This window comes from Rhizobium nepotum 39/7 (assembly GCF_000949865.1).
Taxonomy (GTDB): Bacteria; Pseudomonadota; Alphaproteobacteria; order Rhizobiales; family Rhizobiaceae; genus Agrobacterium; species Agrobacterium nepotum.
The window spans coordinates 1-21,256 of record NZ_JWJH01000024.1 but is presented as its reverse complement, the minus strand read 5'-3'; the positions used below and the strand labels follow the sequence as shown (position 1 = coordinate 21,256).

The window sequence follows — 21,256 nt, the reverse complement described above, 5'->3', positions numbered from 1 at the left end:
ATCCAGTCTGTGACTATTGCGAGCAGGCCGATTTTTACGTTTCAGGCGAGGAGAGCGGGAATATGGGATCAACGATTGTGATGATCGGCCTGTTCGGCGCGGTGGCGCTACTTCTGTTCGGTCTGGCGCAGGTAAAGGATGGCATGTCGCGAGCTTTTGGCGCTCGATTGCGGGTTGGTCTCGCGCATGGGACCGGCAATGGCTTGCGCTCCTTCGTATCCGGTCTTGCAGCAACGCTGGCCCTGCAAAGTTCGACGGCAACCACGTTGATGACGGCTTCGTTTGTCGAGCAGGGCCTGATCAGGCCTCGTATGGCGCAGACCGTCCTGCTCGGCGCCAATGTCGGGACTGCCGTTACCGCTTGGGTCGTTGCTACCGGCATAGAATGGTTGTCACCGCTCCTTATCCTGATCGGATTTGTGTTTTACCGCAGCGGATTAGCATCCCGTCAGGGCGGGGGCACCGCGGTGATCGGGGTTGGGCTCATGCTTTTATCGCTGCATCTGTTGAGTGTCTCGACGGAGCCGTTACGTCAGTCGTCAGCGCTCGCAGCTTTCATCGCTTTGCTCGACAATGCCTGGCCGGTGGCGTTTGCCCTGTCTGCCGGCTTGGCCTTTATCTCGTCATCCAGTCTGGCGGCCATCGTGCTGATCCTGTCACTAGCCGCGACCGGCATTCTGTCGTCGGGCTTGATTGTCGCATTCGTGCTCGGGGCCAATCTCGGTGGCGCAATTCCGCCGGTCATAGCCACACTGGGCGGTGCGGCAGCTGCCCGGCGTCTGACATTGGGCAATCTGATTGTTCGCGCAGCCGGCTGTGCGATTGCATTGCCGCTGACAGGTTTCGCAGTTCAACTCGTTGATTTCGCGCCGTTTTCACCGGATAAGTTGCCGGTCGATATACATCTTGCCTTCAATATCGGCGTTGCAGCGCTTGCCTGGCCATTCTCACGGCTCCTCTCGCGGGTGATGCTCCGTATGGTACCAGACGTAATTCCTGAAGATGTGCCGCGCTATCTCGACGAGGACAAGCTTTCTATCCCGGTCGTGGCACTCGCCAACGCGACGCGCGAAGTGCTCGGGGTAGGGGATCTGATTGAGAGGATGCTATTATCCACGTCCCAAGCGCTTGAGAAAAACGACCTTACCAAAGCCGAGATGATCTCGTCGCTGGAAACCAGGGTGGACAGATTACAGCAAGACGTGAAAGTCTATCTGTCAAAACTGGGGCGCGAGGACTTGATTGAGGATCACCGTCGTCGCTCCATTACCATTCTCGACTATGCGATTAACCTCGAGCATATCGGTGATATCATCGAGAAAGGCCTGCTCCAGGATAAGTAAAAAGGTGGCACGCGGTTTGAAGTTTTCGGCCGACGGCTATGACGAACTAAAGTCGTTGTTTGATATCACAATCAACAACCTGCACGTCGCCCAGACGATCTTTACCTCTGGTGACTTCAATCTTGCCAGGCAAATGATGGAGATAAAGGTTGACGTCCGGCGCATGGAGAAGAGATCCGTCGAACGGCATCTTGAGCGCCTTCGAAATGGTCTTACCGACAGTCTGCAGACCAGTTCGCTGCATCTCGATATTCTACGCGACCTCAAGCGCATCAACGCTCATATAGCCTCCGTTGCTCACCCCATTCTTAACGAAAGCGGGTTCCTTATAGAAAGCAGGCTGCGCAATGCTGGGTGAAAGCTGACGGTCGAGCGAGGATGCGCGGAACGTCATGGGACAAAGAAGAATACACTTCGATCCGCGCCGAAGCGCATCGCGAAATCACTTTATCGAAACAAATGGGGACCGTTTCAGCAGATTTATGGGAGCCATTATACCGACGGTCCCCAGCTCCTCACTAATTCAGATAGTTTTGGGGCAATCTCTTGTGAAAAGAGGCATGTGGCAGCGACGAAGGTGGAGATAGCGACAAAAGCGCAAATGTCCTTAAGAAAAAGAAGGAAGTGGGGGGAGATAGCAGCGCCAGAGACGCTTTTATTCTGCAGGATTTTACTTGATCGGCGGTTTCCAGGCGATACGCTAGGTTCTGAATTTTCAACAGGTTGCCGCACCTGCTGTGTGCTCAGTATCTCTGTTGTCTCAAGCTGCGCGGATGGTGCCGTTGGCATTGCTGCTTCGGCTAAGATCCCGAACCGCAACGGTCGATCCAGAAGAATCTGTTCACCCAAGATTTTTGTATATTGCCTTTTGTTCAAGTGGATTGCTTTATCCATAATAATGTCCCGCCAGTCGCGTGGTGAAGTATCCTTTCTCTCATGAATTGTTCTTTATATGTGATTGATTTGACTACGGCTGAAACAATGTCGCCTACAATTGTATTTTGATTTACCGACAGTTTGCCGATGTCACCAGGCGACACGGGCCTTCTGGCGTATATGAAGCCGAAAAATCGAAAGTTTCGATCGGATCGTTATTCTCTGTCGTGGCGGGGCTCATAGGCTCCCTCTCCCCCGGCGGAACAAAAGGTGGAAAGATCAGCCACGTGTTATGGCAGCGCTTTTAGCGGAGCGGGTGCATATCGTAGTCCTGATCCCAGTCGCCGGGGAAGGGGGTACGTCGAAGTTGAAGGTCGTGCTCTTGCGGATGTTGGTGGGGTTGGCCGCCTCGACCACGATGCACATCTTCGCGCCTAAAGGGTTGGTGGCCTCGTCCGACGGTATGCAGCGATTGGAGCCTCCGCTTTGCTCTGTCGGAACTTCACGCGTGAACGATGGCTCCTGCGCACGATAGGCTCGTATCTACCCGATTTGCGTAAAAATTAGCGGCTCGCGGATTTTGATTTGTTGGCTGTTGGCAGGATACATTGAGATGTAGTCACGCCGGCTTTTTACGCCTGTCACATTGAACCGGGGGTCTCGTTGCTCTCGATAAGAAGGGGGAGCAGCAATCGTGTTAGACGATGCGAATTAAATGAAACAATCAGCTTTGGATCAGCTTTAATAAAACTATACTTAAAGATAATATCAGTTTTATTTATAAAAATGAGTATATATTCAAATATAAAATAATAAACTAAAAGCAAAAAACATTGATGAATATCGGTAAGTCCGATTAATCGTTATAAACAAGAAAAACCCTTCCATTCTTACTCTTGTGACTGTTCGCGCGCCGTCCTCGCCAATCACTGGGGCCGAAATTAAGGATGCCCCGCATCCTTTCCTTCTTCTTACCCTCGCGGCTTTGGGTAAAGGTGTTGATCTCCGCATCGGTCAGAGGCTCGCCCCATTTCTCGATCAACTCCTCCCTGTCAGATTGGCGGTCCCCCAAAAAATCAGTGCAGCCGGTCTCCGGACGAAACATTCCACCTTTCTCGATGGCGATATCCTTATCGCTGTAGGGGACATAGAAGGTAAGCCGTGCGACAGGCTGGCCGAACATTGCAACAATTTCCGTGAAGTCCTTCATGGCGAGGATACCTGGAAAATATGCGGTCTTGCTTTGCCCATGGTAGATGGCCCTGTACCTAATAAGGTGCTTCCTGTGACCTTCCGGAACATTGAATGTCTGACCGGTTCTGGATCTGTCGTCATCGGAACCGGCAGGCTGGCCCAACTTTTCCAGCAGGTTGTAATACATCGGCAAGTTCACACGGCCCGTGAAACGTGCCTTTCTGCTCTGGGCGTCATAGGTGCCGTTGCGAGTGAGGATGAAATCCTTGTGTTCGGGGGCCGCATGGAAAATGAGATTTGTTCTCGCCTTGTCGTCGGGTGCGGCGGGCGCGGGGACAGGATTTCCCCATTCCGCAAGATACTCTGCAAATCTCGCCTTGCTCAAGCAGTTCGGAAAGGTTGCGATCTTGGCTGATGGGTCGTACCGTCCACCCTCAGCAAGAACTGACTGCTTGTCCTCAGTAGGGACCTGGAACGAGCAGTTGTTCCTATGGCTTAGGTACAGGGCCTGTTGCGCTTTGGTGAGCTTGGTCGCAGCCTTGTTTTTCGACTTCTTCTTCTTCTTGGCATTGACCGCAACCGCAGTCTTGTCCTGGCCAGTTGCCGCCGATGGTGGAGAAGCCGGCTCCGCCTTGGACAGTCCGGCGGGATTGCTCTCCACGATCGCGTTGGGCGTCATCTGGGCCTTCTTGGTGGGGGCGCTCTCGGGCATCGTTGCGTGATTTGGGGTTTCGTCTTGGGGTTTTTCGTCGTTGGTGTTTGGTTTCCAATTATTTTCTGATGTCTTGCGGGAAACATGAACATCTTTATAGCCATTGCTGGATGCGGGCTGCCACGTCATCCAGTGTGCACAGCCCCCCTTGTGACGCGTACACATTTAGGCAGCAGTCCAGGCGGCCTTTTTGGTTGGTCACCGGTTTCGATCACATGCGCTGCCCCGCTTGATGACGCGGCGCTCTGACGTGTCCGGTTCTGCCTGGCGCCACGGCGTCAGCACTATTGGCTTGGCGACAATGGTGTCATTGGGGGCGAACAGGTCAGCCGTTTCCATGGTCTGGTGAACGGAAATCACGGTTCCGGCAGCTTCTTTTATCTTTCGTGCAGGCGACATCGTCAACGCGACATAGCATGGGAGGCGGGCCTCTTTGTAAGCGCGTCACTCGATCTACGGTTTCAGGATCGCGATTGGAGATAAATGAGGCAGCGCTGGTTCAAACTCGTGTCAAAGTCACAGTGATGAGGTGAATGTTGGATTTTTTGTGCCCAAGCATTCGGGTTACCCCGAACGCCCAAGCAACTTTTTTTATTTTTTATTTATCGAAGAACAAAGCACACCCTAAGCGACCCTTGAAAATCAAAACTCAAACTACAGAGAATAAGTCATAATAAAGAAACGGTGAACAATCCATAACTCCGAGAACAGGAAGTTTCCATCTCTTCAAGGGCTCTTAGAAAGACAAATAGCGCCAAGCCCAGACGGATGGAGGAGAGACGCGAACAACCGAGAAAGCACCGGGAATTCTCGGGGCGTTGAAGCGAGCTCGGATCTGCTCGACCGTCGCATCTACGGGCAGGTCCAAAAATGCCAAGGTGCGGCCAGTCTTCATATAATCCTCCTTGTTCATGCGGGAACAGTCCTCGATGATCTCGTCGATGTCGGTGGTGTCATAACCGATCGCCTGGGCGATCGAGCGTTCAAAGACGTTCACGATCTTGCAATCCTGAGTGACCATCCTGTTGCCGGTAGAGGGGGGGAGGTGGGGCTTCCGGTTGAGCGGTTCATTTCGCATGGCAGTCTCCTGGAAATTGGGGAAGTTGATCCCGTAGTCTCCACTCAACGTGTCATTAAGGTCCTCGACGATGGGCGAGCCAAGCGCCTTCCACAGGCCGCATCTCCAAGCATTGATCTTCAAGATGCGCTGGGAAGTGGCTTTGGTACCCATGATGTCGCGGTAAAGAAACGCGGGAATACCCCTCTGAATGAGGTCTCGGGCATCATAGACGGCCGACGGGTGAAGACTTCCGTGGTTATTGACGTGGGGCAGGTTGATGACATTGCCATAGTACTCGTAAGGTACCCCGTGGCAGAAGGCGATCATCCTGAGGGTCTTCGCGTCGGCCTCAAGGTAGCTGGCTCCGACAACGCGCTTCTTCTGACCGTTCAATCGAACCTTGATGAAGCTCTTGTGGTCTTCCACGCGGCAGGTGTTGCGCGCACGGGAGCCCTCAAAAGTGTTGAGCGGCATCAAGATGTCATGAGCGTAGGGAGCGACGCTGTTGCCGCTGACCCATTCCATGATGGTATCCTTGAGCAGATGCTTGTACGGGAGAAGATACGCGACAATCTCCTCATCCGAGTCCGAGCCAGTTGCAATGTACATCACATCGCAATGCTTGCAAAAGGCTTCGAGGTCATCGTCGATATCCACTTTGAAGCGGGCACTCCAGTACGGCTCGGGATGGTACATCTCGATGTCCTCCTGATCGCGTGCCAGAGTGGTGTATCCCGGATGACCCGGAAGAGGATGGATTTTCGCGCGTTCGCCCGTACGAAGAAACCACTGCCCAGCTTCCGTGAACGAAACGTTTCCTCCGCCAATGTACCCAATCTTGGGCAAGGCCTGACCTCCGGTGCGAAGCCCCTGAGCCATATGATAGGCTTGGGACGCGCCGTTGATCGTAACCTTGACGCCCTCCGCGAGAAAGGCGCCCAGATTGGTAACGCTGGTGGAAGAAGTCATTGTCACGGTCGCTTGATGGAATTGGTCAGCGAGGAAAGCAGGGAGCGGGGCTTGGCCACTTACTGAGTGTTGGTTTGGTTTTTGTTTTTGTTGGTTTTTCGCTTTTTGGTTTTTGTTGTTGGTGATCTCTCAAATCTGGAGTGACTGACGAGCTTCCTTTTATAGGCGTTTCTCAATCAATCTGGCGGAGGCCTCCGGGCTCCATTCGCCACGTGATCTCCGAAATCGGAGCGTCAGGGTCACACGGACACGTCAGCAGTGGGGCACCACGTCAGCTTATCATGCAAGCTGACAGGCAGCAGTCAGCTGCGCCGCCCTTTCAGCAGAGACTATTGATGTGGCAGTCTTGGCGACACGTCACGATTGACCGCCTTTCAAATCTATTGGATGCCTCCAGGCTCCATCAATGACGTGGCCCCCGAAGCGGCGTCACGCGGACAAGGCCACGTCAGCTTATCATGTAAGCTGCCAGGCAGCAGCCAGTTGCGCACCCACTTCCAGCTGACTATTGGTTCGGCAGTTTTGGCGACGCGTTATGGCTCATCGTCTTTTCTTGGCGCTTACGCGTACCCGCCGACGTCAGCTTTCTGCCTGATCACGCAATGCGCTATTACGTCAAAGGCGGTGCGCTGGGTCGCATTTCCGACCCTGAACGGCAGATATATCTACCGAAGGGCCTCGCTGTCTAGAGTTGCTCCTCACCCAGCAAAAAACGAAAAACCACAAAACGAAAAACCACAAACATTACAAGCCTCAACATCAACTCTTCCCATGGATATGGAGACGCAGGGTGGCTCACCCTTTCACCGGAGCTGGCTTCATAAGCCATGGTTCCAATTGTGGAAGGCGATCCATCTTTCATACCTTCTGTCATGGGTGGCCGGCTCCACCTGGTACACCCTTGTGGAACTCGATCCCAGGCAGGAGGAGGAGTGTCTTCTCTCATTCCAGGCAGACGCGGCGCAGGAGAAAAGGATTGCTGTTCTTGGCCCGGTTCTCAACCTGGCCGCAGGACAGCCTTTCCCCGATACCTTCGAAGCGGCTCTTGGCGCTCTCATGCAAGTTTTTCCAATGTCCACCGAGGAACGTCGCAAGCTTCGTCAAGACATCAATCATCTGCGAGGCGCCGACTTTCGGGGATCTCAAGAGGAACTCGATCGAGAGTGTTTGCTCCAAGAGAAGAAACTGTTGTGGAAACATCTCCTGAAACAGGAAGGCCTGTCGCCCGAAGCCAAGGCTTTGTTGTTCGCCTGGAACCGTGATGAGCGGGACCGGTGCTACAGCCAAGTCCAGACTTTGAACTTCTTCCGCCAGTTCACCTTCCGCTTCTTCGGCCTCCTGGACTTCAACTGGTGTCCGACACTCTGGTTTTTTAAGAAATCTGTCGCGGCAATCCACAAACAGGAGAAGATATACAGGGAAGGCGTTTCCACAGGCCACTGGGGGAGACTTGCCTTTTGGACACTGTTGCTGCTGATGATCGCCGGTGTAATCGCTCCAGATACGCTCAACTTCTTCTTGTTGGCGCTTCTGGCGGTACTTCGCTCTCTGCCTAACCGCCCCCAGGCGGCGCTTATGGTGTTTGCGATCTGGGATTTTCCCTACGCCGACGCACGCCTTGCGCTCTTCATCGGCCGCACTCGTTTCTATGGGCTTCTTCCAACATTCATTGTCGGTATTGCAAAACGGCTCGACCCGGAGTTCGCTGCCTCGTTCGGATACCTCCGGGTTCTGGCCTGGGCGGCTGCTCTCTCTACTGTCTGGCAAATGCTCATGCATAACGGGAAAAACATTTACGACATGTTTTTCTTCCTATGGATCAGAGAGCAAACGTTGACGCCTGAGCAATATGCCGAAATGGATCGATTGGTGTCGAAAGGCCGTCTCTGCAACATGTACAGTTTCGCTTATCTTGACCACTTCACGGTCAGCAACCGCGCCGGCGCCCAATTAAGCTATTACAAACAAGATCAGGAGGACGCTCTCGCCTGTCTCAAATGGTCCGCGAGGATCGTTGAGGATGGTAAGATACTTCGTTTTCTTCTTCGCGTTTTCAAGCGGGAAAGGGCAATGGTGCGGGTCAGCGAACACACAATTCAGAGCGGCGACTTCTTCGGAAAATTCTGCATATTGGTTGCTATCATCGCGATCGGCGCAATCATCTGTGCCTCGTGTTTCCCCAGCGATCCATATGCGGGACTTATCGCCTTTGCCTATTACGCCCCTCTTAGCTACAGGGCATCCGGGGATGTCTGGGATCCGTCACAGTCTTTCGAGGATGTGCTCCGGCTTTTCACGACAACCGCTGGACCTACTCTTCCTTCCATGATTGCGCTCATTGTGAACCTCGTCTGGTGGGCTACGCACCGCCGAAGGGGTTTGTTCCTCGGCTTCACGCCGTGGTTCTGGGCTACTCTGGGGGGATTGTTCGGCTTCACGCTGCCCACGAAGCTTTGGGGCGAATGGATCAAAAAAGCGGGCGAACACCTTCGACGTAAATTTAGAAAGCAGCGGGTTTTGTGTGTAAGCCAAATGTTGGAACTCGGGACACTGGGGGACGGCTCCGTTTTCACCGTCGGGTTGAACTGACTAAAGGGGTTGTGTGGATGACGGTCGGTTTGCATCGTTCTTTCAAGAGCGATAGGCGCGGCATCGGGTGTTACGGATATTTTGTGCTAGCTCTACTCTCCACTCTCTAAAATAAAAAAAAAGGTGTTCAGGCGTTCGGGGTAACCCGGGCGCTTGGGCATCGATTAAAAAAGCACCTTCTTTCCCTCGTGTGAAATGCCTTGCTGTTTGCAAGTGATCAATCTTAAGGCCTTTATGAAGGGTACTGGCAGCGGGGATTTTGGGGGCACGGCGGGGCACTGCGGGGCACTGGGGCACTGCAGGATTTATACGGATGTATTGTGCAGCTATTTGAATAATCGCTTGTAAATTAATGTGTTTTTTTGTGCATTTGTAAATATGTTTGAATGTTAATTCGGTCATGTGTGCGCTGACTGCCGATCCGAAATCCGCGCTTGACCGGCAAATGTCGGATCAGGCAGTTCTTTAACGCGGTGGCACTAATGGTGGTCGTCGCGTAGTCGAGGCGAAAATTTACTCAGCGAAACGCTCAAAGCTGTTCAGACAAAACGAGCCTGCTCGATAGGCGAACATATTTGTGGCGCGTGCGCAAGATGGGCTGTTCGGTTTGTTGGCTGCCGCTATAATTTCACCGATGGTATGATGTGGCTATCTCCGTATCGTTGGAAAGGACCAGATAGATTGATGCGTTTCTCCCATATTGAGGCGTTTCGAGCCGTGATGCTATCGGGTTCGACAACAGCGGCCGCTCATGCGCTTCATACGTCTCAACCCAGTATCAGCCGGTCGATTGCACAGCTGGAAAAATATACTGGACTGAACCTGTTCGAGCGGTCTCCTGGCAAGCTCGTCCCCAGCAGCGACGGTCTTCTTTTTTTTAAGGAAGTCCAGCGTAGCTTCTCGGGGTTACGCCATCTTGATGAATCCGCCCGGAGAATAAGACGTTTTAGTGGAGGCTCGCTGACGATCGCGGCCATCCAGATAATTGCCCTGGGCTTGATCCCCCGGACGATTAAACGTTTTGCCATGGACTATCCGGAAGTGAGTATTTCGATCCACACTGGCCACTCTTCCAATGTTGCGCAATGGGTAGACGACCAAACGTGTGACATAGGGGTTGTCTCACAGGTGAGTGAGACCTACGGGCTCGAAAATGAGTTGCTCTACGAGATCGATGCGGTTTGCATCATGCCAAGGGACCACTCGCTCGCTGGCAAAAGTGTCGTCGGGCCGAATGATCTAGCCGATGAGCCCTATATTTCACTGCCAAGGAATGAATACGGTCACTCTGCTATTGACGAGATATTCGAGGCGGCCGGGATCAGCCGCACGATCAATCTGGAGACCTCATATAGTTCCATAACATGTTCGCTTGTTGCCCAAGGGCTGGGGATTGCTATAGTCAACCCATTGGCCGCGCTCGACTATCGTCACGCGGGATTGGTAACTCGTCCATTTCGCCCTGAGATCAGGCACTCGGGCCATCTGATCTATCCGAAGGGCAGGCCGAATAATCGTCTTGTTTCCAGCTTCGTCGACTGTCTTAAAGCAACCATGCTTGATGACAGAGCGAGTTTTGATAGCAAATCTTGATGCGGTACGCCGCGGCGAAGTCGTGGGGTTCGGCTACGTATCGCCCTCACAGAACACCTGTCGTGCATATGGCGGAACGTATAGCCTTGCACGCCGGACACCGTGGAAAACGCCTTTACTTTGGTCGATTTGCCAATTTATCCAGCATTTTGCCTCTCTCGCCCTATATCAAAAATGCATAGGGCGTCCCTTTATTGCTATTTGATTCCTAGCTCGGCACCCCATAATTTGGGTGACTGTAAGCTAAATCATGCGTTTGAAAAAAAGGGGAACGACCATGAAGCATATTCGCACGATTGTTTTGTTTGGCGCTACAGCGCTCAGTTCAGCCGCCTTCGCTCAGGAAACGTTGTACGTTGCTGGTTATTCGGGCGATTTCCAGACAATGTTTGAGAAGGAGATTTCTCCCTCGTTTGCCGCGAAACATGGCGTGAAAATTGTATTCGTCGCCGGTAATTCCAGTGAGACGATCGCGAAATTGCAGGCGCAGAAGGGGAACCAGGAAATCAACGTCGCTCTGGTCGATGATGGTCCCATGCATCAGGCCGTGCAATTTGGCTTGTGCGACAGCGTCGCGGAAGCCCCTGTATATGGCGATATCTACGATATTGCGAAGCTGTCGGCTTTCGGTGGCAAGGCGGTGGGCGTTGGCCTGGTGGCAACCGGGATCACCTACAACAAGAACCTCTTTGAGAAAAACAAGTGGCCGGCTCCCACATCCTGGAATGACCTGACCGACGAAAAATTCTCCAAGCGTGTTACCTCGAACCCGATCTCCGGCACCTTCGGTCTCAATACTCTCGTGATGTTTGCCCGCATGAATGGTGGCGGCGAAAAGAACATTGAGCCTGGCTTCGATGCCATTCGCGATAAGCTCGCCCCTAACGTCCTCAGCTGGTCGGCTTCGAATGCGCAGCTGGCGCAGATGTTTCAGAATGGCGACATCGACCTTGGCGTATGGGGGAGCAACCGCGCTGTTGCACTAAAGAAAACCGGCTTTCCGGTCGAATTCGTTTATCCCAAGGAAGGTGCTCCTGCGATCGTGGCGTCGGCCTGTGTTGTTGCCGGCAACAAGCAGCCTGCGCTGTCGCAGGCGTTTCTGCAGTACCTCGCTTCGCCGGAAGTCCAGGCGAAACTGGCAACCCAGGGCTTTGGTCCAACCAATCGGAACGCCAAGCTTGAGGCTTCGCTCGCACAGGAGGTCCCCTATGGTGACGAGAAGCTATCCAAGCTCGTAAACCTGGACTGGGACACCATCAACCAGAACCGCGCCGAATGGACCAAGCAGTGGACGCGGACGGTTGAATAAAGAAGCGCGCTAGGCGCGCTTCCCTTCTTCAGTCCTACCAGAACGAGCGCAATAAAATGAGTAAATTATCTATACGGGGATTGTCCAAGACCTATGCGGGCAATGTCCAGGCAGTTCGTAAAGTCGATCTGGAAGTTGAGAGCGGCGAGTTTATATCGCTCCTTGGTTCTTCCGGATGTGGCAAAACCACCACCCTGCAAATGGTGGCCGGGTTCGTTTCCCCGACCGCAGGTGCTGTTATTCTTGACGGTGAAGACATCAGTCAAGCCGTACCCGAAAAACGCGACATGGGTGTCGTTTTTCAGAGTTATGCACTTTTCCCGCACATGACCGTCGCCCAAAATATCGCTTTTGGTCTCGAGATGAGGAAAATCAAACGGCCTCAATTGCAGGAGAGGGTTAGTGAGGCGCTCGCCATGGTACGGCTTTCAGGTCTGGAAAACCGTTATCCGAATGAACTTTCAGGTGGGCAGCGCCAACGTGTCGCAATCGCGCGGGTGCTTGCGATCCGCCCGAGAGTGCTTCTGCTTGACGAGCCGATGTCAAATTTGGATGCGAAACTTCGCGGCGAGATGCATGTCGAGTTGCGGGCGCTGCAGCGGCGGCTAGGCATAACAACAATTCTCGTGACACACGATCAAGTCGAAGCGATGACGATGAGCGACCGGATCGCCGTGATGGCCAATGGTGTTATCGCCGAGCTTGGAAAACCTCAGGACGTCTACGATCACCCGCGGTCGGAGTTCGCTTTCAAGTTTCTGGGACAAGCCAACCTTATCGAAGGCAGGATTTCTGCGTTAGACAATGACGTGGCGACAATTATCGCCAACGACAAAGCTCTCAGGGCGGTGATCCCTCTCGGACAGGTTGGCCAGACAACCAAGCTGTTCGTGCGACCTGAAAAATTGCGTCTCTGTTCCGTTGAAGACAGCACGATCAAAGGCAAGGTTGTGACGAGACTCTTTCTTGGCAGTATCTGGTTCTATGAGATCAGCAGCGAAATCGGATCGGTGCGGCTGACTGTCGTAAATGGCGGTACCGCGCAGCCACAGGAAGGTGATGTCGTTGGTATCACCTGGAACGACGGTGATCTTCAATATGTCGATCCGGAGGTCGTCAATGGCTGAAACGATCACACACAATAAGGGCCAGCAGTGGATATTGTCCTTTCCGGCCGTGGCATTGTTCCTTGGGCTACTTGTCGTTCCTCTGGCGCTGACCGCAATTTTGTCGTTCAACGTCTTCGATGCGATGAGTGGAGTTAAAGCCGAATACACACTGGCGAATTACATCGAAATCCTGTCAGACAGTTATTATTACGACCTGTTTATCCGCACCGGTTTGATGTCGTTGGCCGTAACGCTGATTTGTGTGCTGGTCGGCGTACCGGAGACGATTATCCTGTCGAGAATGCGACCCGTGTGGCAGGGAGCATTCTTCGTCATCATCCTTGGTCCGCTGCTCATCTCTGTGGTCGTGCGTACTTTGGGCTGGTCTATCCTCCTTGGCCGTGAAGGTTTCGTCAATAACGCATTGCTCATAGTCGGTCTTGTCGATCGACCGGTGCAGCTCATGTTCAGTCTCACGGGCGTTATCATCGTGCTGACCCATGTGATGCTGCCGTTCATGGTGATCGCGGTATGGAGCACGCTTCAAAAGCTCGATACTCAAGTGGCGCATGCTGCCCGTTCGCTTGGCGCGGGTCCGTTTACAACGTTTCGTCGAATAATACTCCCACAGCTGATGCCGGGAATCCTGTCTGGCGCGATCATTGTTTTCACGCTATCGGCGTCTGCCTTCGCGACGCCCGCTTTGATCGGCGGCCGGAGGGTAAAAGTCGTCACGACAGCGATCTATGACGAATTTTTGAGTTCGCTGAACTGGCCCCTCGGGGCTGCGGTCGCCGTGCTTCTATTGCTCGGCATCGTGCTGGTGGTGATCGGTAGCAATCGCTTCATCGAGCATAAATTCAAGCAGGTGTTTGCATGAGTAGTCGGGGAATTGGCCACAACGGCGTGGGAGCACTTGTCTTCCACACTCTTTTCACAGCCTTCATCATTGCACCCCTGGTGGTAATCATATTGGTGTCCTTTTCTGATAAGGGTTATATCTCGATGCCGTTCGATGGAGCCTCTCTTCGGTGGTATGAGGCGATGTTGGCTGCCCCGGAGCTCATGAATGCTTTCTGGCTCTCAATATGGCTCGGATTGGGGGCTGCCACTCTGGCGACAGCGGTTGCTGTTCCGGCCGCAATTGCGATTGCTCGTTACAGATTTATTGGTCGTGAAGCTCTAACGGCGTTGCTACTTTCGCCATTGATGGTCCCGCATGTGGTTTTGGGCGTAGCATTCCTGCGTTTCTTCTCGACGATGGGCTGGACCGGTTCATTCATCGCACTCGTTCTTGTCCATGCGCTGATCGTGGTTCCCTATTCGCTTCGCCTCACCCTGGCAGCGGTCATCGGTATGGATCGGGATGCGGAGCTTGCGGCCCGTTCGCTTGGCGCATCACGCTGGATTTCATTTCGGCGAATTCTGTTTCCTTTGATCTTGCCAGGTGTCGTCGGCGGCTGGGTATTGGCCTTCATCCAGAGTTTTGATGAAGTCACGATGACCGTGTTCATCGCCACTCCTGGGACAACAACCCTGCCAGTGGCGCTTTACCATCGGGTCGCGTTGCTGACCGACCCTGTGACCACTTCAGTATCAACGGTCATGATCCTGGGAACCATGATCCTGATGTTCATCCTCGATCGGGTCGTAGGTCTCGACAAGGTTCTGATCGGCAAAAAGTAATGGCAAACCAACGAACACTTCCCGCCGTCGAGCGGGAGGTCGGGATAGGTGCGCCCATTTTCAGAAAGTGCGGCCCGCGTACGGGAGTGTTCAATGACCAAAGAACAAGTGACAGTTGTTGGGGGCGGCCTCGTAGGTGCGGCGATCGCCTATGGTGCAGCCAGACTTGGTGCGCGGGTGCGTGTACTTGATCAGGGCGACACGGCGTTTCGGGCATCAAGAGGCAACTTCGGTCTCGTGTGGCTGTCAAGCAAAGGCGGTGGGATGTCGCAATACGCTCGCTGGACCAGGGATGCTGTGCGGATGTGGCCGGAATTTCACCGGGAATTGCTCGATCTTACTGGCGTGGATTCCGGTTTGCAGCAGACTGGTGGGTTCTGGTTGGGTTTCAGCGATAAAGAAGTGCAAAAGCGGGCAGATTTACTCGCGAAAATCGACCGTGAAGTGGGTGATGTTCCGTTTGAGATGATGGACCATACTCAACTCAAACAATATCTGCCTCGTGTTGGACCAAAGGTTGTCGGGGGGAGCTTCGGTGCTCACGACGGTCATGCGAACCCGCTGATGTTGCTGCATGCGCTTCATGCGGGACTGCGCCAGAAAGGGGCTGACGTGATTACGGGCGCTGATGTTTGCGAACTGAAACATGATGTCGCAAGTGGTCAATTCGCGATCAAGGCCCGGGATGGTCAGGCCTGGAAAAGCGACAGGCTTATTCTGGCTGCCGGTTTGGGTATAGGGAATCTCGCTGAGCAGGTTGGCATCTACGCACCGGTTACAACAACCCGCGGTCAGGTCTTGATAACCGAGCGTCTCAAACCATTTATCGAATACCCGACCAACAAAGCGAGACAAACCAAAGAAGGCTCGGTTCAAATTGGCTCGACGTCCGAAGACGTGGGTTTGGATGATGGCACGACCACTGACAAGATTGAATGGTTGGCGAAACGGGCCGTGGAGACATTTCCGGACTTAAGTAAAGCGCGCCTCGTTCGAGCATGGGGAGCCCTCCGTCCGTTAACACCCGATGGATATCCGGTTTATCAGAGCTCCCCGACCTGTCCTGGAGCCTATGTGGCCATCTGCCATAGCGGCGTAACACTCGCTGCAGGGCATGCATACGTCGTTGGTCCTTGGTTGAGTGGAATGACGCGCACGCCGCCTGGCTTTGAAAGCTTCCAGAGTGACAGATTTCTGGATCCAAATGCGAGTTTTACCAATGACCACTAAGGCGCTTTTTTCAATCCCGACGGCGGCCGTAGGACCGACGGTCAAGATTACCTTTGAGGGAACGGTGATGACGGTGCCTGAGGGTATCAGTGTTGCGGCGGCGCTTCTTGCAGGTGGCGCCCGGCAGTTCAGATCCAGCATTGTCGGAAAGGCGCCGCGTGCCCCTTATTGCCTGATGGGTGTGTGCTTTGAATGTTTCGTTGAAATAGATGGCGTGCCTGCGCGGCAAAGCTGCCTGATCCCTGTTCGGGATGGGATGAAAATAAAGCGCCAGGAAGGCGCGCCGGAATTCCTTGGCGATACATTTGGAGATGAGAATGAGTAACGACGTTGTAGATCTTGTCGTGATCGGCTGCGGTCCGGCAGGCATGGCTGCAGCTTGCGAAGCACGCTCTCTGGGCTTGTCCGTTACCCTGCTTGACGAGCAAGCGGCGCTCGGCGGCCAAATTTATCGTCGGATCGAAGATGCTCCCGCCGATATCGTGAATATTCTTGGAAAGGATTATGCGGCGGGGCAGACGCTTGCCGCAGAGTTTCGGCATAGTGGTACGCATTATGTGGGCAGTGCGGTCGTTTGGAATGTCACTCCGCACGGCGTTGTCGACTATGTTTCTAATGGCAAGGCCGCCGAAGTTGCGGGAAAATATGTCCTTCTTGCAAGCGGTGCGATGGAAAGGCCTTTTCCTATCAAGGGATGGACGCTGCCAGGCGTGATGGGTGCCGGTGCTGGCCAGATCATGCTGAAAGGATCGGGAGCGCTCCCGAGCGATCCCGTAGTTTTGGCTGGCTGTGGGCCGCTTCTCTATTTGCTGGCGTGGCAATATCTGCGTGCTGGCGTAAAAATTGAAGCGCTCGTCGACACAACGTCCCGGTCTGCTTATGCAAGAGCGATCCCGCATTTAGTTGGTGCGTTGCGTGGATGGCGAGACCTTTTGAAAGGTATCAAACTCATCTCCGCCATCCGCCGACGTAGTGTCCGCGTATATTCCGGCGCTCAAAATCTTGAAATCATCGGCGCCACTCACGCCGAAGGTCTTCAGTTCCAGCACGCGGGACAGCAGGTCCGGGTTCCGGCATCACTTGTTCTCCTTCATCAGGGCGTCGTCCCAAACACGCAGCTGACTTGGTCGACGGGTGCAGAACATCGTTGGGACGATCATCAACTTTGCTGGCTGCCCGTGACAGATGGTGCCGGCCGATTGGGCGAGACGTCGATATACGTCGCCGGCGATAGCAAGGGCATCGTAGGAGCCAACGCCTCTGCAGTTCAAGGACGGCTTGCCGCACTCGCCATCGCAGCGCAGCTTGGCTTCAGCCGTGGGGCCGCGGAGCGTGTTCTCGCTCTCAAAAACGAACTGGCGCGATTTACCCATATTCGTCCCTTTCTGGACAGTCTTTACAGGCCAAGAGATGAAAACCGCATTCCTCCAGACGAAGTTCTCGTCTGTCGATGTGAAGAGGTTTCCGCTGGCCAAATTCGAGGGTACGTGAAGCTCGGCTGCACAGGACCAAACCAAACGAAAGCTTTTGGGCGGTGCGGCATGGGTCCATGCCAAGGGCGCCTATGTGGTCTGACTGTGACTGAAGTTATTGCAGAAGCGCGCGGCGTCGAACCATCACAGGTCGGTTATTACCGTATTCGTCCCCCCATCAAACCAATCTTGCTTGGTGATTTCACCGGCTGATTTGAAATTCGATCGAAGCTGAAAGGAGCTTATATGAGTGATATCACCCGCATTGAAACCGATCCCCGCCGAAGCCGTGCTGTCGTCTATAATGGTATGGTGTTTGTCGGTGGAATGACCGCAGACGACCGCAGCCAGGATATCAAAGGGCAGACTAGGCAAACGCTCGCAAAGATCGAGGAATTTTTGGCCCGAGCCGGCACCGACAAGAATCGCCTGCTGACCGCGCAAATTTGGATCAAGGATCTCGCCCGCGACTTTGATGGCATGAATGAGATCTGGAACGCCTGGACTGCTCCAAACTCTGCACCAACACGAGCGACCGCTCAGGCCGACATGGGTGCTCCCGATGTTCTCGTTGAGATAATCGTAACTGCGGCAGTAGGGCAGTAACAACTGTCTGAAGGCGGAACCATTGTGTATCCGGCCTCTGCCTCGACGAGGCTTGTAGATCGGGGACCGTGCCAACAGGCGATCAGGCTCCGATGGGAACATGGCCCGTTCCGCTATCATGTAATGTGCCGTTCGGGACTGTCAGCTCCGAGCGGCCGCAGCCGCGGGTATTTGGCGATCGCATCCACCAGAATCTGGAGGAGGACCGCGAAGCCCGTTCCAGGGAAAGTTCGATGTTTCTTTCGGTTTTCGATATCTTCAAGATCGGTATCGGTCCGTCGAGTTCTCACACGATGGGGCCGATGTCCGCTGCAAATCGTTTTCTCAAAGTGATAAGGTCTGACGACTGGCCGCGCCCCGGCGGCGCCCATATCGCCCAACTAAAGGTCAGCCTCCATGGTTCATTGGCTTTTACGGGTGTCGGCCATGGTACGGGCAGGGCAGTCATTCTGGGCCTGACGGGAGAGGAACCCCACAGCGTTGAGCCGGACCGCATTGATGCCGTGATTGATGCGGTTGAGCGGACCGGCCTGGTGAGGCCGCCAGGTCATCCAGCTTATGAGTTTCAACCGAAGACGAACCTAATCTATGACAAGAAACAGCCTTTGCCGGGACATGCCAACGGTATGACGTTCCAAGGGTTTGACCGCGATGGCAGACTGCTGTTGAAGCGGATCTATTATTCGATCGGCGGCGGTTTCGTTATAACCGATACGGAACTTGAGGCCATGCGTGGCCAGAAGAAGAATGCTTCGGAGGAACGCGTCCCCTATCCATTCGCGTCCGCTCGGGAAATGCTCGATATGGCGCGTGGCGCGGGTCTCAGCATCGCTGCCCTGAAACGAGTCAACGAAGAGACGAAAATGAGCCGTGCCGAGCTGGACGCCGGCCTCGACCGGATCTGGGACGCTATGAATGGCTGCATTGATCGAGGTCTTCAAGGAGAGGGCATCTTGCCAGGTGGTCTGAAGGTCCGCCGCCGCGCGCGAGCACTCCATGAGAGTTTGGAAGCCGAATGGCGTAGTAACCGGCCCAACCCTGTTCTCGCTAACGATTGGTTGAGCGTTTACGCAATGGCTGTAAACGAAGAGAATGCTGGAGGTGGACGGGTTGTAACGGCGCCTACCAACGGTGCGGCCGGGGTCATTCCTGCGACGCTCCGATATTTCAAGCGTTTTTACGAGGCGGCGTCTCGTGAGGACATCCATACCTTTCTTTTAACGGCCGCCGCGATCGGCGGTATCATCAAGCACAATGCCTCGATTTCCGGAGCAGAGGTGGGTTGCCAAGGTGAAGTGGGCTCGGCTTCAGCTATGGCCGCTGCAGGATTGGCGGCCGTTATGGATGGTTCTCCGGAGCAGATCGAAAACGCCGCTGAAATTGCCCTGGAACACCATCTCGGCATGACTTGTGATCCGATTGCAGGGCTGGTGCAGGTTCCGTGTATCGAGCGTAATGCTCTCGGTGCGGTGAAAGCAGTTACTGCGGCCTCGCTAGCGATAAAGGGGGACGGGACCCATTTTGTACCGCTTGACGCCTGTATCGAGACGATGCGCCAGACCGGTGATGATATGAGCGAGAAATACAAGGAGACGTCCATTGGCGGTCTCGCTGCCAACGTTGTCGAATGCTAAAGTTTGCATGGGGAACAGAGACACTTGTTGGCGCGCTGTCGCTTGTCTGGAGAAGAGCGGCTGCTGCCGTTCTCAACCCGCCCAGGAAATGATTTCCGCTCAAAGCTGCTGTCGAATACGTTTGCACCGCTTCTGGATATGATGATCGCCCTGTTCGAGCACGCGTGTCGGATCGCCTGAGAGTTGGGAGATGCTTGCAGCGGTCTCGCTGCATTTATCGGCGACACGCTCGGTCAATTCCACCACACGCCGCAATGTTGCAGCAGGACTCAGGCCGATATTGTCGGCGAGCGCCTTCCAGTCGCCGTTGCGCAAATCGGGTGCGATGAACCGGCCGCCAATGTTTTGCGGAAGGCTCTGGTCGACCTGCCGATATACCGCTGCACACATCAGATCATAAAGAGGCGCCATCTTTGCCGACCCGCCTGCGCCGATCAGCACGGAATAGTTCTTGGCGTGCGAGTCCGAGTTACAGATCAATACGTTGAAAATCACGGCATCCAGAAGCTTCAGCCGCTCGCCGGGCGAGACCGTCTCACTGATGGCGTCAAACATCATTTTCAGCGTCGCACCGTGGCCTGTCGAAGATCGCTCGTATTTATGGGATGGAAAGTGACCCGTTAACTGGCAAAGATCTTCCTGATGAAGCCTGCGGATTTCGCCCTGCGGGTCCGTGAAACGATCATAGCGCTTCACCAGCAGATAACGCCGCTTGCCAGCCTGGCCGATCGTGGCTTCGGCCGCTTCCAATCCGCAGGCCCGTGCAAGCGCGAGGCAGAAGGCTTCGTTCTCGACACTTCCGGCAAGGCGTCGCGTATCCGGCTTGATGATGTGTGTTGATGGGGTTCCGTCGACCGGGATTGAGATATCGCCATCTCCCCCGACGAAAACAGGCAGCTTTTCCTGCACGCCTGCCAGCGACATTGAAACGCCACGCTCGCCGACAAGGAAGGGCTTGGCGGGAAGCTCGTTGAGGATGCGCTCCAGAGCGGCTTCATCAGGAACCGGCTGAAGGTTGATGCCGGTCTTGCGCGGTTCGCCGATGGACAGTGCGCCTGCGGTGTCGCGGCCTATATGTTCGAGGAGCCCAACAATATCCTGCGGCGATACCTTCAGCCGCTGACCGATTTCCGCAAGATGGGTTTCGGGAAGGAGGTTGGCGAGCCAGGGCAGCAGCGTGTTTGCACCGACAGTCCCCGATCGCAGGGGCATGGTGAGCGAGACCGGGAAGGCTGCGCGGCGCGCTTCCCAGGATGGTTCATATTCGAGCCACCACTCGCCTTCGAAGCTCATATGCGCGACGGGCAGGGTCTCGTAGAAGATTGTGGTCATCGACCATCACCGAAGTTCGGCAGGAAACTCAGTTCGTCGTCGGCTGCGGCTGGTGACAGTTGCGCTGTCTTGAGATCGCCGATCTCCATGCCGACGGCGCGTGCAACGATGAGCGCCTTCTCAAGCTGGCAGCTCGGCTTGCCTGATTCAAGTTCGACGATGAAACGCTCGCCTGTGCCGGAGCGTGTAGCCAGTTCGATCTGGGTCCAGCCTAGCCGTTTACGGTTTTCCCTGACGGCTGTGCCGAAATCATGTGCGGACCTGAACATCCATCACCTCCATATTTGGCTTACCGTACAGGAAGATTTGATGGAGTTCAATATCGTTCTTCCCGATCGGTAAGGTAATATCTGTAATGCAAAAAGTATTCCTGATCGGGAAGTTTATATGTAAGCGCTCATTTCGCGGCGCGTTGACGGAGTTGATTGTGACGACCGCACTGTGTCAGGCGGCAGTGGATTTGGTGAAGTTGAATGGGAACAGATCGTCGATATCCGCGCCGTCCGGGCGCTGTGGCAACTCAGTGAGCACGTGGCGTAGCC

General features: G+C 54.4%; 16 protein-coding genes and 1 pseudogene. 12 read left to right on the top strand and 5 right to left on the bottom strand.

Annotated elements, in window-relative coordinates; genetic code table 11:
* Nucleotides 1–62: 62 nt before the first annotated feature.
* Nucleotides 63–1,701, top strand: a pseudogene (locus RS75_RS21405) (Na/Pi cotransporter family protein).
* Between the two features lie 134 nt (nucleotides 1,702–1,835).
* Here RS75_RS21405 and RS75_RS26460 read toward each other — a convergent pair.
* The 3 genes from RS75_RS26460 to RS75_RS21390 form a co-directional block, all read right to left on the bottom strand.
* Entirely contained in the window at nucleotides 1,836–2,237 is a 402-nt protein-coding gene (locus RS75_RS26460) for a hypothetical protein (protein ID WP_152643172.1), read from the bottom strand.
* 838 nt (nucleotides 2,238–3,075) lie between these two features.
* Nucleotides 3,076–4,254, bottom strand: coding sequence for a hypothetical protein (locus RS75_RS21395; protein ID WP_152643171.1), 1,179 nt, complete (start codon nucleotides 4,252–4,254; stop codon nucleotides 3,076–3,078).
* Nucleotides 4,255–4,861: 607 nt separating this feature from the next.
* Nucleotides 4,862–6,154: an NAD/NADP octopine/nopaline dehydrogenase family protein gene (locus RS75_RS21390; RefSeq protein ID WP_045024264.1), complete on the bottom strand. Its 1,293-nt coding sequence runs from the start codon at nucleotides 6,152–6,154 to the stop codon at nucleotides 4,862–4,864.
* 363 nt (nucleotides 6,155–6,517) lie between these two features.
* Between RS75_RS21390 and RS75_RS21385 the strand changes: the two genes are divergently transcribed.
* The 11 genes from RS75_RS21385 to RS75_RS21335 all read left to right on the top strand — a co-directional run bounded on the left by RS75_RS21385 (nucleotide 6,518) and on the right by RS75_RS21335 (nucleotide 19,382).
* The gene (locus RS75_RS21385) at nucleotides 6,518–8,743 is read left to right on the top strand and encodes a hypothetical protein (protein ID WP_152643170.1); all 2,226 of its coding nucleotides are present in this window, start codon (nucleotides 6,518–6,520) and stop codon (nucleotides 8,741–8,743) included.
* A 684-nt stretch (nucleotides 8,744–9,427) separates the two neighbouring features.
* Nucleotides 9,428–10,336, top strand: a complete 909-nt coding sequence (locus RS75_RS21380) for a LysR substrate-binding domain-containing protein (protein ID WP_200893654.1) — start codon at nucleotides 9,428–9,430, stop codon at nucleotides 10,334–10,336.
* Between the two features lie 277 nt (nucleotides 10,337–10,613).
* Nucleotides 10,614–11,645 carry an ABC transporter substrate-binding protein gene (locus RS75_RS21375; RefSeq protein WP_045024261.1) on the top strand — a complete coding sequence of 344 codons (1,032 nt, stop codon included), beginning with the start codon at nucleotides 10,614–10,616 and terminating at the stop codon, nucleotides 11,643–11,645.
* A 56-nt stretch (nucleotides 11,646–11,701) separates the two neighbouring features.
* On the top strand, nucleotides 11,702–12,772 hold the full coding sequence (locus RS75_RS21370) for an ABC transporter ATP-binding protein (protein ID WP_045024260.1): 1,071 nt from the start codon (nucleotides 11,702–11,704) through the stop codon (nucleotides 12,770–12,772).
* Nucleotides 12,765–13,634, top strand: coding sequence for an ABC transporter permease (locus tag RS75_RS21365; protein ID WP_045024258.1), 870 nt, complete (start codon nucleotides 12,765–12,767; stop codon nucleotides 13,632–13,634). The genes RS75_RS21370 and RS75_RS21365 overlap by 8 nt, the downstream gene beginning before the upstream one ends.
* Nucleotides 13,635–13,645: 11 nt before the next feature.
* The gene (locus RS75_RS21360; protein WP_200893655.1) at nucleotides 13,646–14,440 is read left to right on the top strand and encodes an ABC transporter permease; all 795 of its coding nucleotides are present in this window, start codon (nucleotides 13,646–13,648) and stop codon (nucleotides 14,438–14,440) included.
* A gap of 93 nt (nucleotides 14,441–14,533) precedes the next feature.
* Complete coding sequence (locus RS75_RS21355) at nucleotides 14,534–15,670, top strand: NAD(P)/FAD-dependent oxidoreductase (RefSeq protein ID WP_045024254.1); 1,137 nt, start codon at nucleotides 14,534–14,536, stop codon at nucleotides 15,668–15,670.
* The gene (locus tag RS75_RS21350) at nucleotides 15,660–15,995 is read left to right on the top strand and encodes a (2Fe-2S)-binding protein (protein ID WP_045024252.1); all 336 of its coding nucleotides are present in this window, start codon (nucleotides 15,660–15,662) and stop codon (nucleotides 15,993–15,995) included. The genes RS75_RS21355 and RS75_RS21350 overlap by 11 nt, the downstream gene beginning before the upstream one ends.
* Nucleotides 15,988–17,355, top strand: a complete 1,368-nt coding sequence (locus RS75_RS21345; RefSeq protein WP_084687143.1) for an NAD(P)/FAD-dependent oxidoreductase — start codon at nucleotides 15,988–15,990, stop codon at nucleotides 17,353–17,355. Before RS75_RS21350 ends, RS75_RS21345 begins: the two co-directional genes overlap by 8 nt.
* 33 nt (nucleotides 17,356–17,388) lie before the next feature.
* Nucleotides 17,389–17,748 (top strand): RidA family protein, encoded by a 360-nt coding sequence (locus RS75_RS21340; RefSeq protein ID WP_045024248.1) that lies wholly within the window; start codon nucleotides 17,389–17,391, stop codon nucleotides 17,746–17,748.
* A 233-nt stretch (nucleotides 17,749–17,981) separates the two neighbouring features.
* On the top strand, nucleotides 17,982–19,382 hold the full coding sequence (locus RS75_RS21335; RefSeq protein ID WP_045024246.1) for an L-serine ammonia-lyase: 1,401 nt from the start codon (nucleotides 17,982–17,984) through the stop codon (nucleotides 19,380–19,382).
* Between the two features lie 99 nt (nucleotides 19,383–19,481).
* Here the strand turns inward: RS75_RS21335 and RS75_RS21330 are convergent, their stop codons facing one another.
* Nucleotides 19,482–20,714 (bottom strand): type II toxin-antitoxin system HipA family toxin, encoded by a 1,233-nt coding sequence (locus RS75_RS21330; protein WP_045024244.1) that lies wholly within the window; start codon nucleotides 20,712–20,714, stop codon nucleotides 19,482–19,484.
* Nucleotides 20,711–20,983 carry a helix-turn-helix domain-containing protein gene (locus RS75_RS21325; protein WP_045024242.1) on the bottom strand — a complete coding sequence of 91 codons (273 nt, stop codon included), beginning with the start codon at nucleotides 20,981–20,983 and terminating at the stop codon, nucleotides 20,711–20,713. Before RS75_RS21325 ends, RS75_RS21330 begins: the two co-directional genes overlap by 4 nt.
* Nucleotides 20,984–21,256: the final 273 nt, after the last annotated feature.

What these genes read in the sequence shown, in the direction of transcription:
- RS75_RS21350 (WP_045024252.1), top strand. Translation starts at nt 15,660, where the DNA reads ATGACCACTAAGGCGCTTTTTTCAATCCCGACGGCGGCCGTAGGACCG.
- RS75_RS21325 (WP_045024242.1), bottom strand. Translation starts at nt 20,983, where the DNA reads ATGTTCAGGTCCGCACATGATTTCGGCACAGCCGTCAGGGAAAACCGT.
- RS75_RS21370 (WP_045024260.1), top strand. Translation starts at nt 11,702, where the DNA reads ATGAGTAAATTATCTATACGGGGATTGTCCAAGACCTATGCGGGCAAT.
- RS75_RS21355 (WP_045024254.1), top strand. Translation starts at nt 14,534, where the DNA reads ATGACCAAAGAACAAGTGACAGTTGTTGGGGGCGGCCTCGTAGGTGCG.
- RS75_RS21380 (WP_200893654.1), top strand. Translation starts at nt 9,428, where the DNA reads ATGCGTTTCTCCCATATTGAGGCGTTTCGAGCCGTGATGCTATCGGGT.
- RS75_RS21365 (WP_045024258.1), top strand. Translation starts at nt 12,765, where the DNA reads ATGGCTGAAACGATCACACACAATAAGGGCCAGCAGTGGATATTGTCC.
- RS75_RS21390 (WP_045024264.1), bottom strand. Translation starts at nt 6,154, where the DNA reads ATGACTTCTTCCACCAGCGTTACCAATCTGGGCGCCTTTCTCGCGGAG.
- RS75_RS26460 (WP_152643172.1), bottom strand. Translation starts at nt 2,237, where the DNA reads ATGGATAAAGCAATCCACTTGAACAAAAGGCAATATACAAAAATCTTG.
- RS75_RS21375 (WP_045024261.1), top strand. Translation starts at nt 10,614, where the DNA reads ATGAAGCATATTCGCACGATTGTTTTGTTTGGCGCTACAGCGCTCAGT.
- RS75_RS21345 (WP_084687143.1), top strand. Translation starts at nt 15,988, where the DNA reads ATGAGTAACGACGTTGTAGATCTTGTCGTGATCGGCTGCGGTCCGGCA.
- RS75_RS21330 (WP_045024244.1), bottom strand. Translation starts at nt 20,714, where the DNA reads ATGACCACAATCTTCTACGAGACCCTGCCCGTCGCGCATATGAGCTTC.
- RS75_RS21335 (WP_045024246.1), top strand. Translation starts at nt 17,982, where the DNA reads ATGTTTCTTTCGGTTTTCGATATCTTCAAGATCGGTATCGGTCCGTCG.
- RS75_RS21395 (WP_152643171.1), bottom strand. Translation starts at nt 4,254, where the DNA reads ATGACGTGGCAGCCCGCATCCAGCAATGGCTATAAAGATGTTCATGTT.
- RS75_RS21340 (WP_045024248.1), top strand. Translation starts at nt 17,389, where the DNA reads ATGAGTGATATCACCCGCATTGAAACCGATCCCCGCCGAAGCCGTGCT.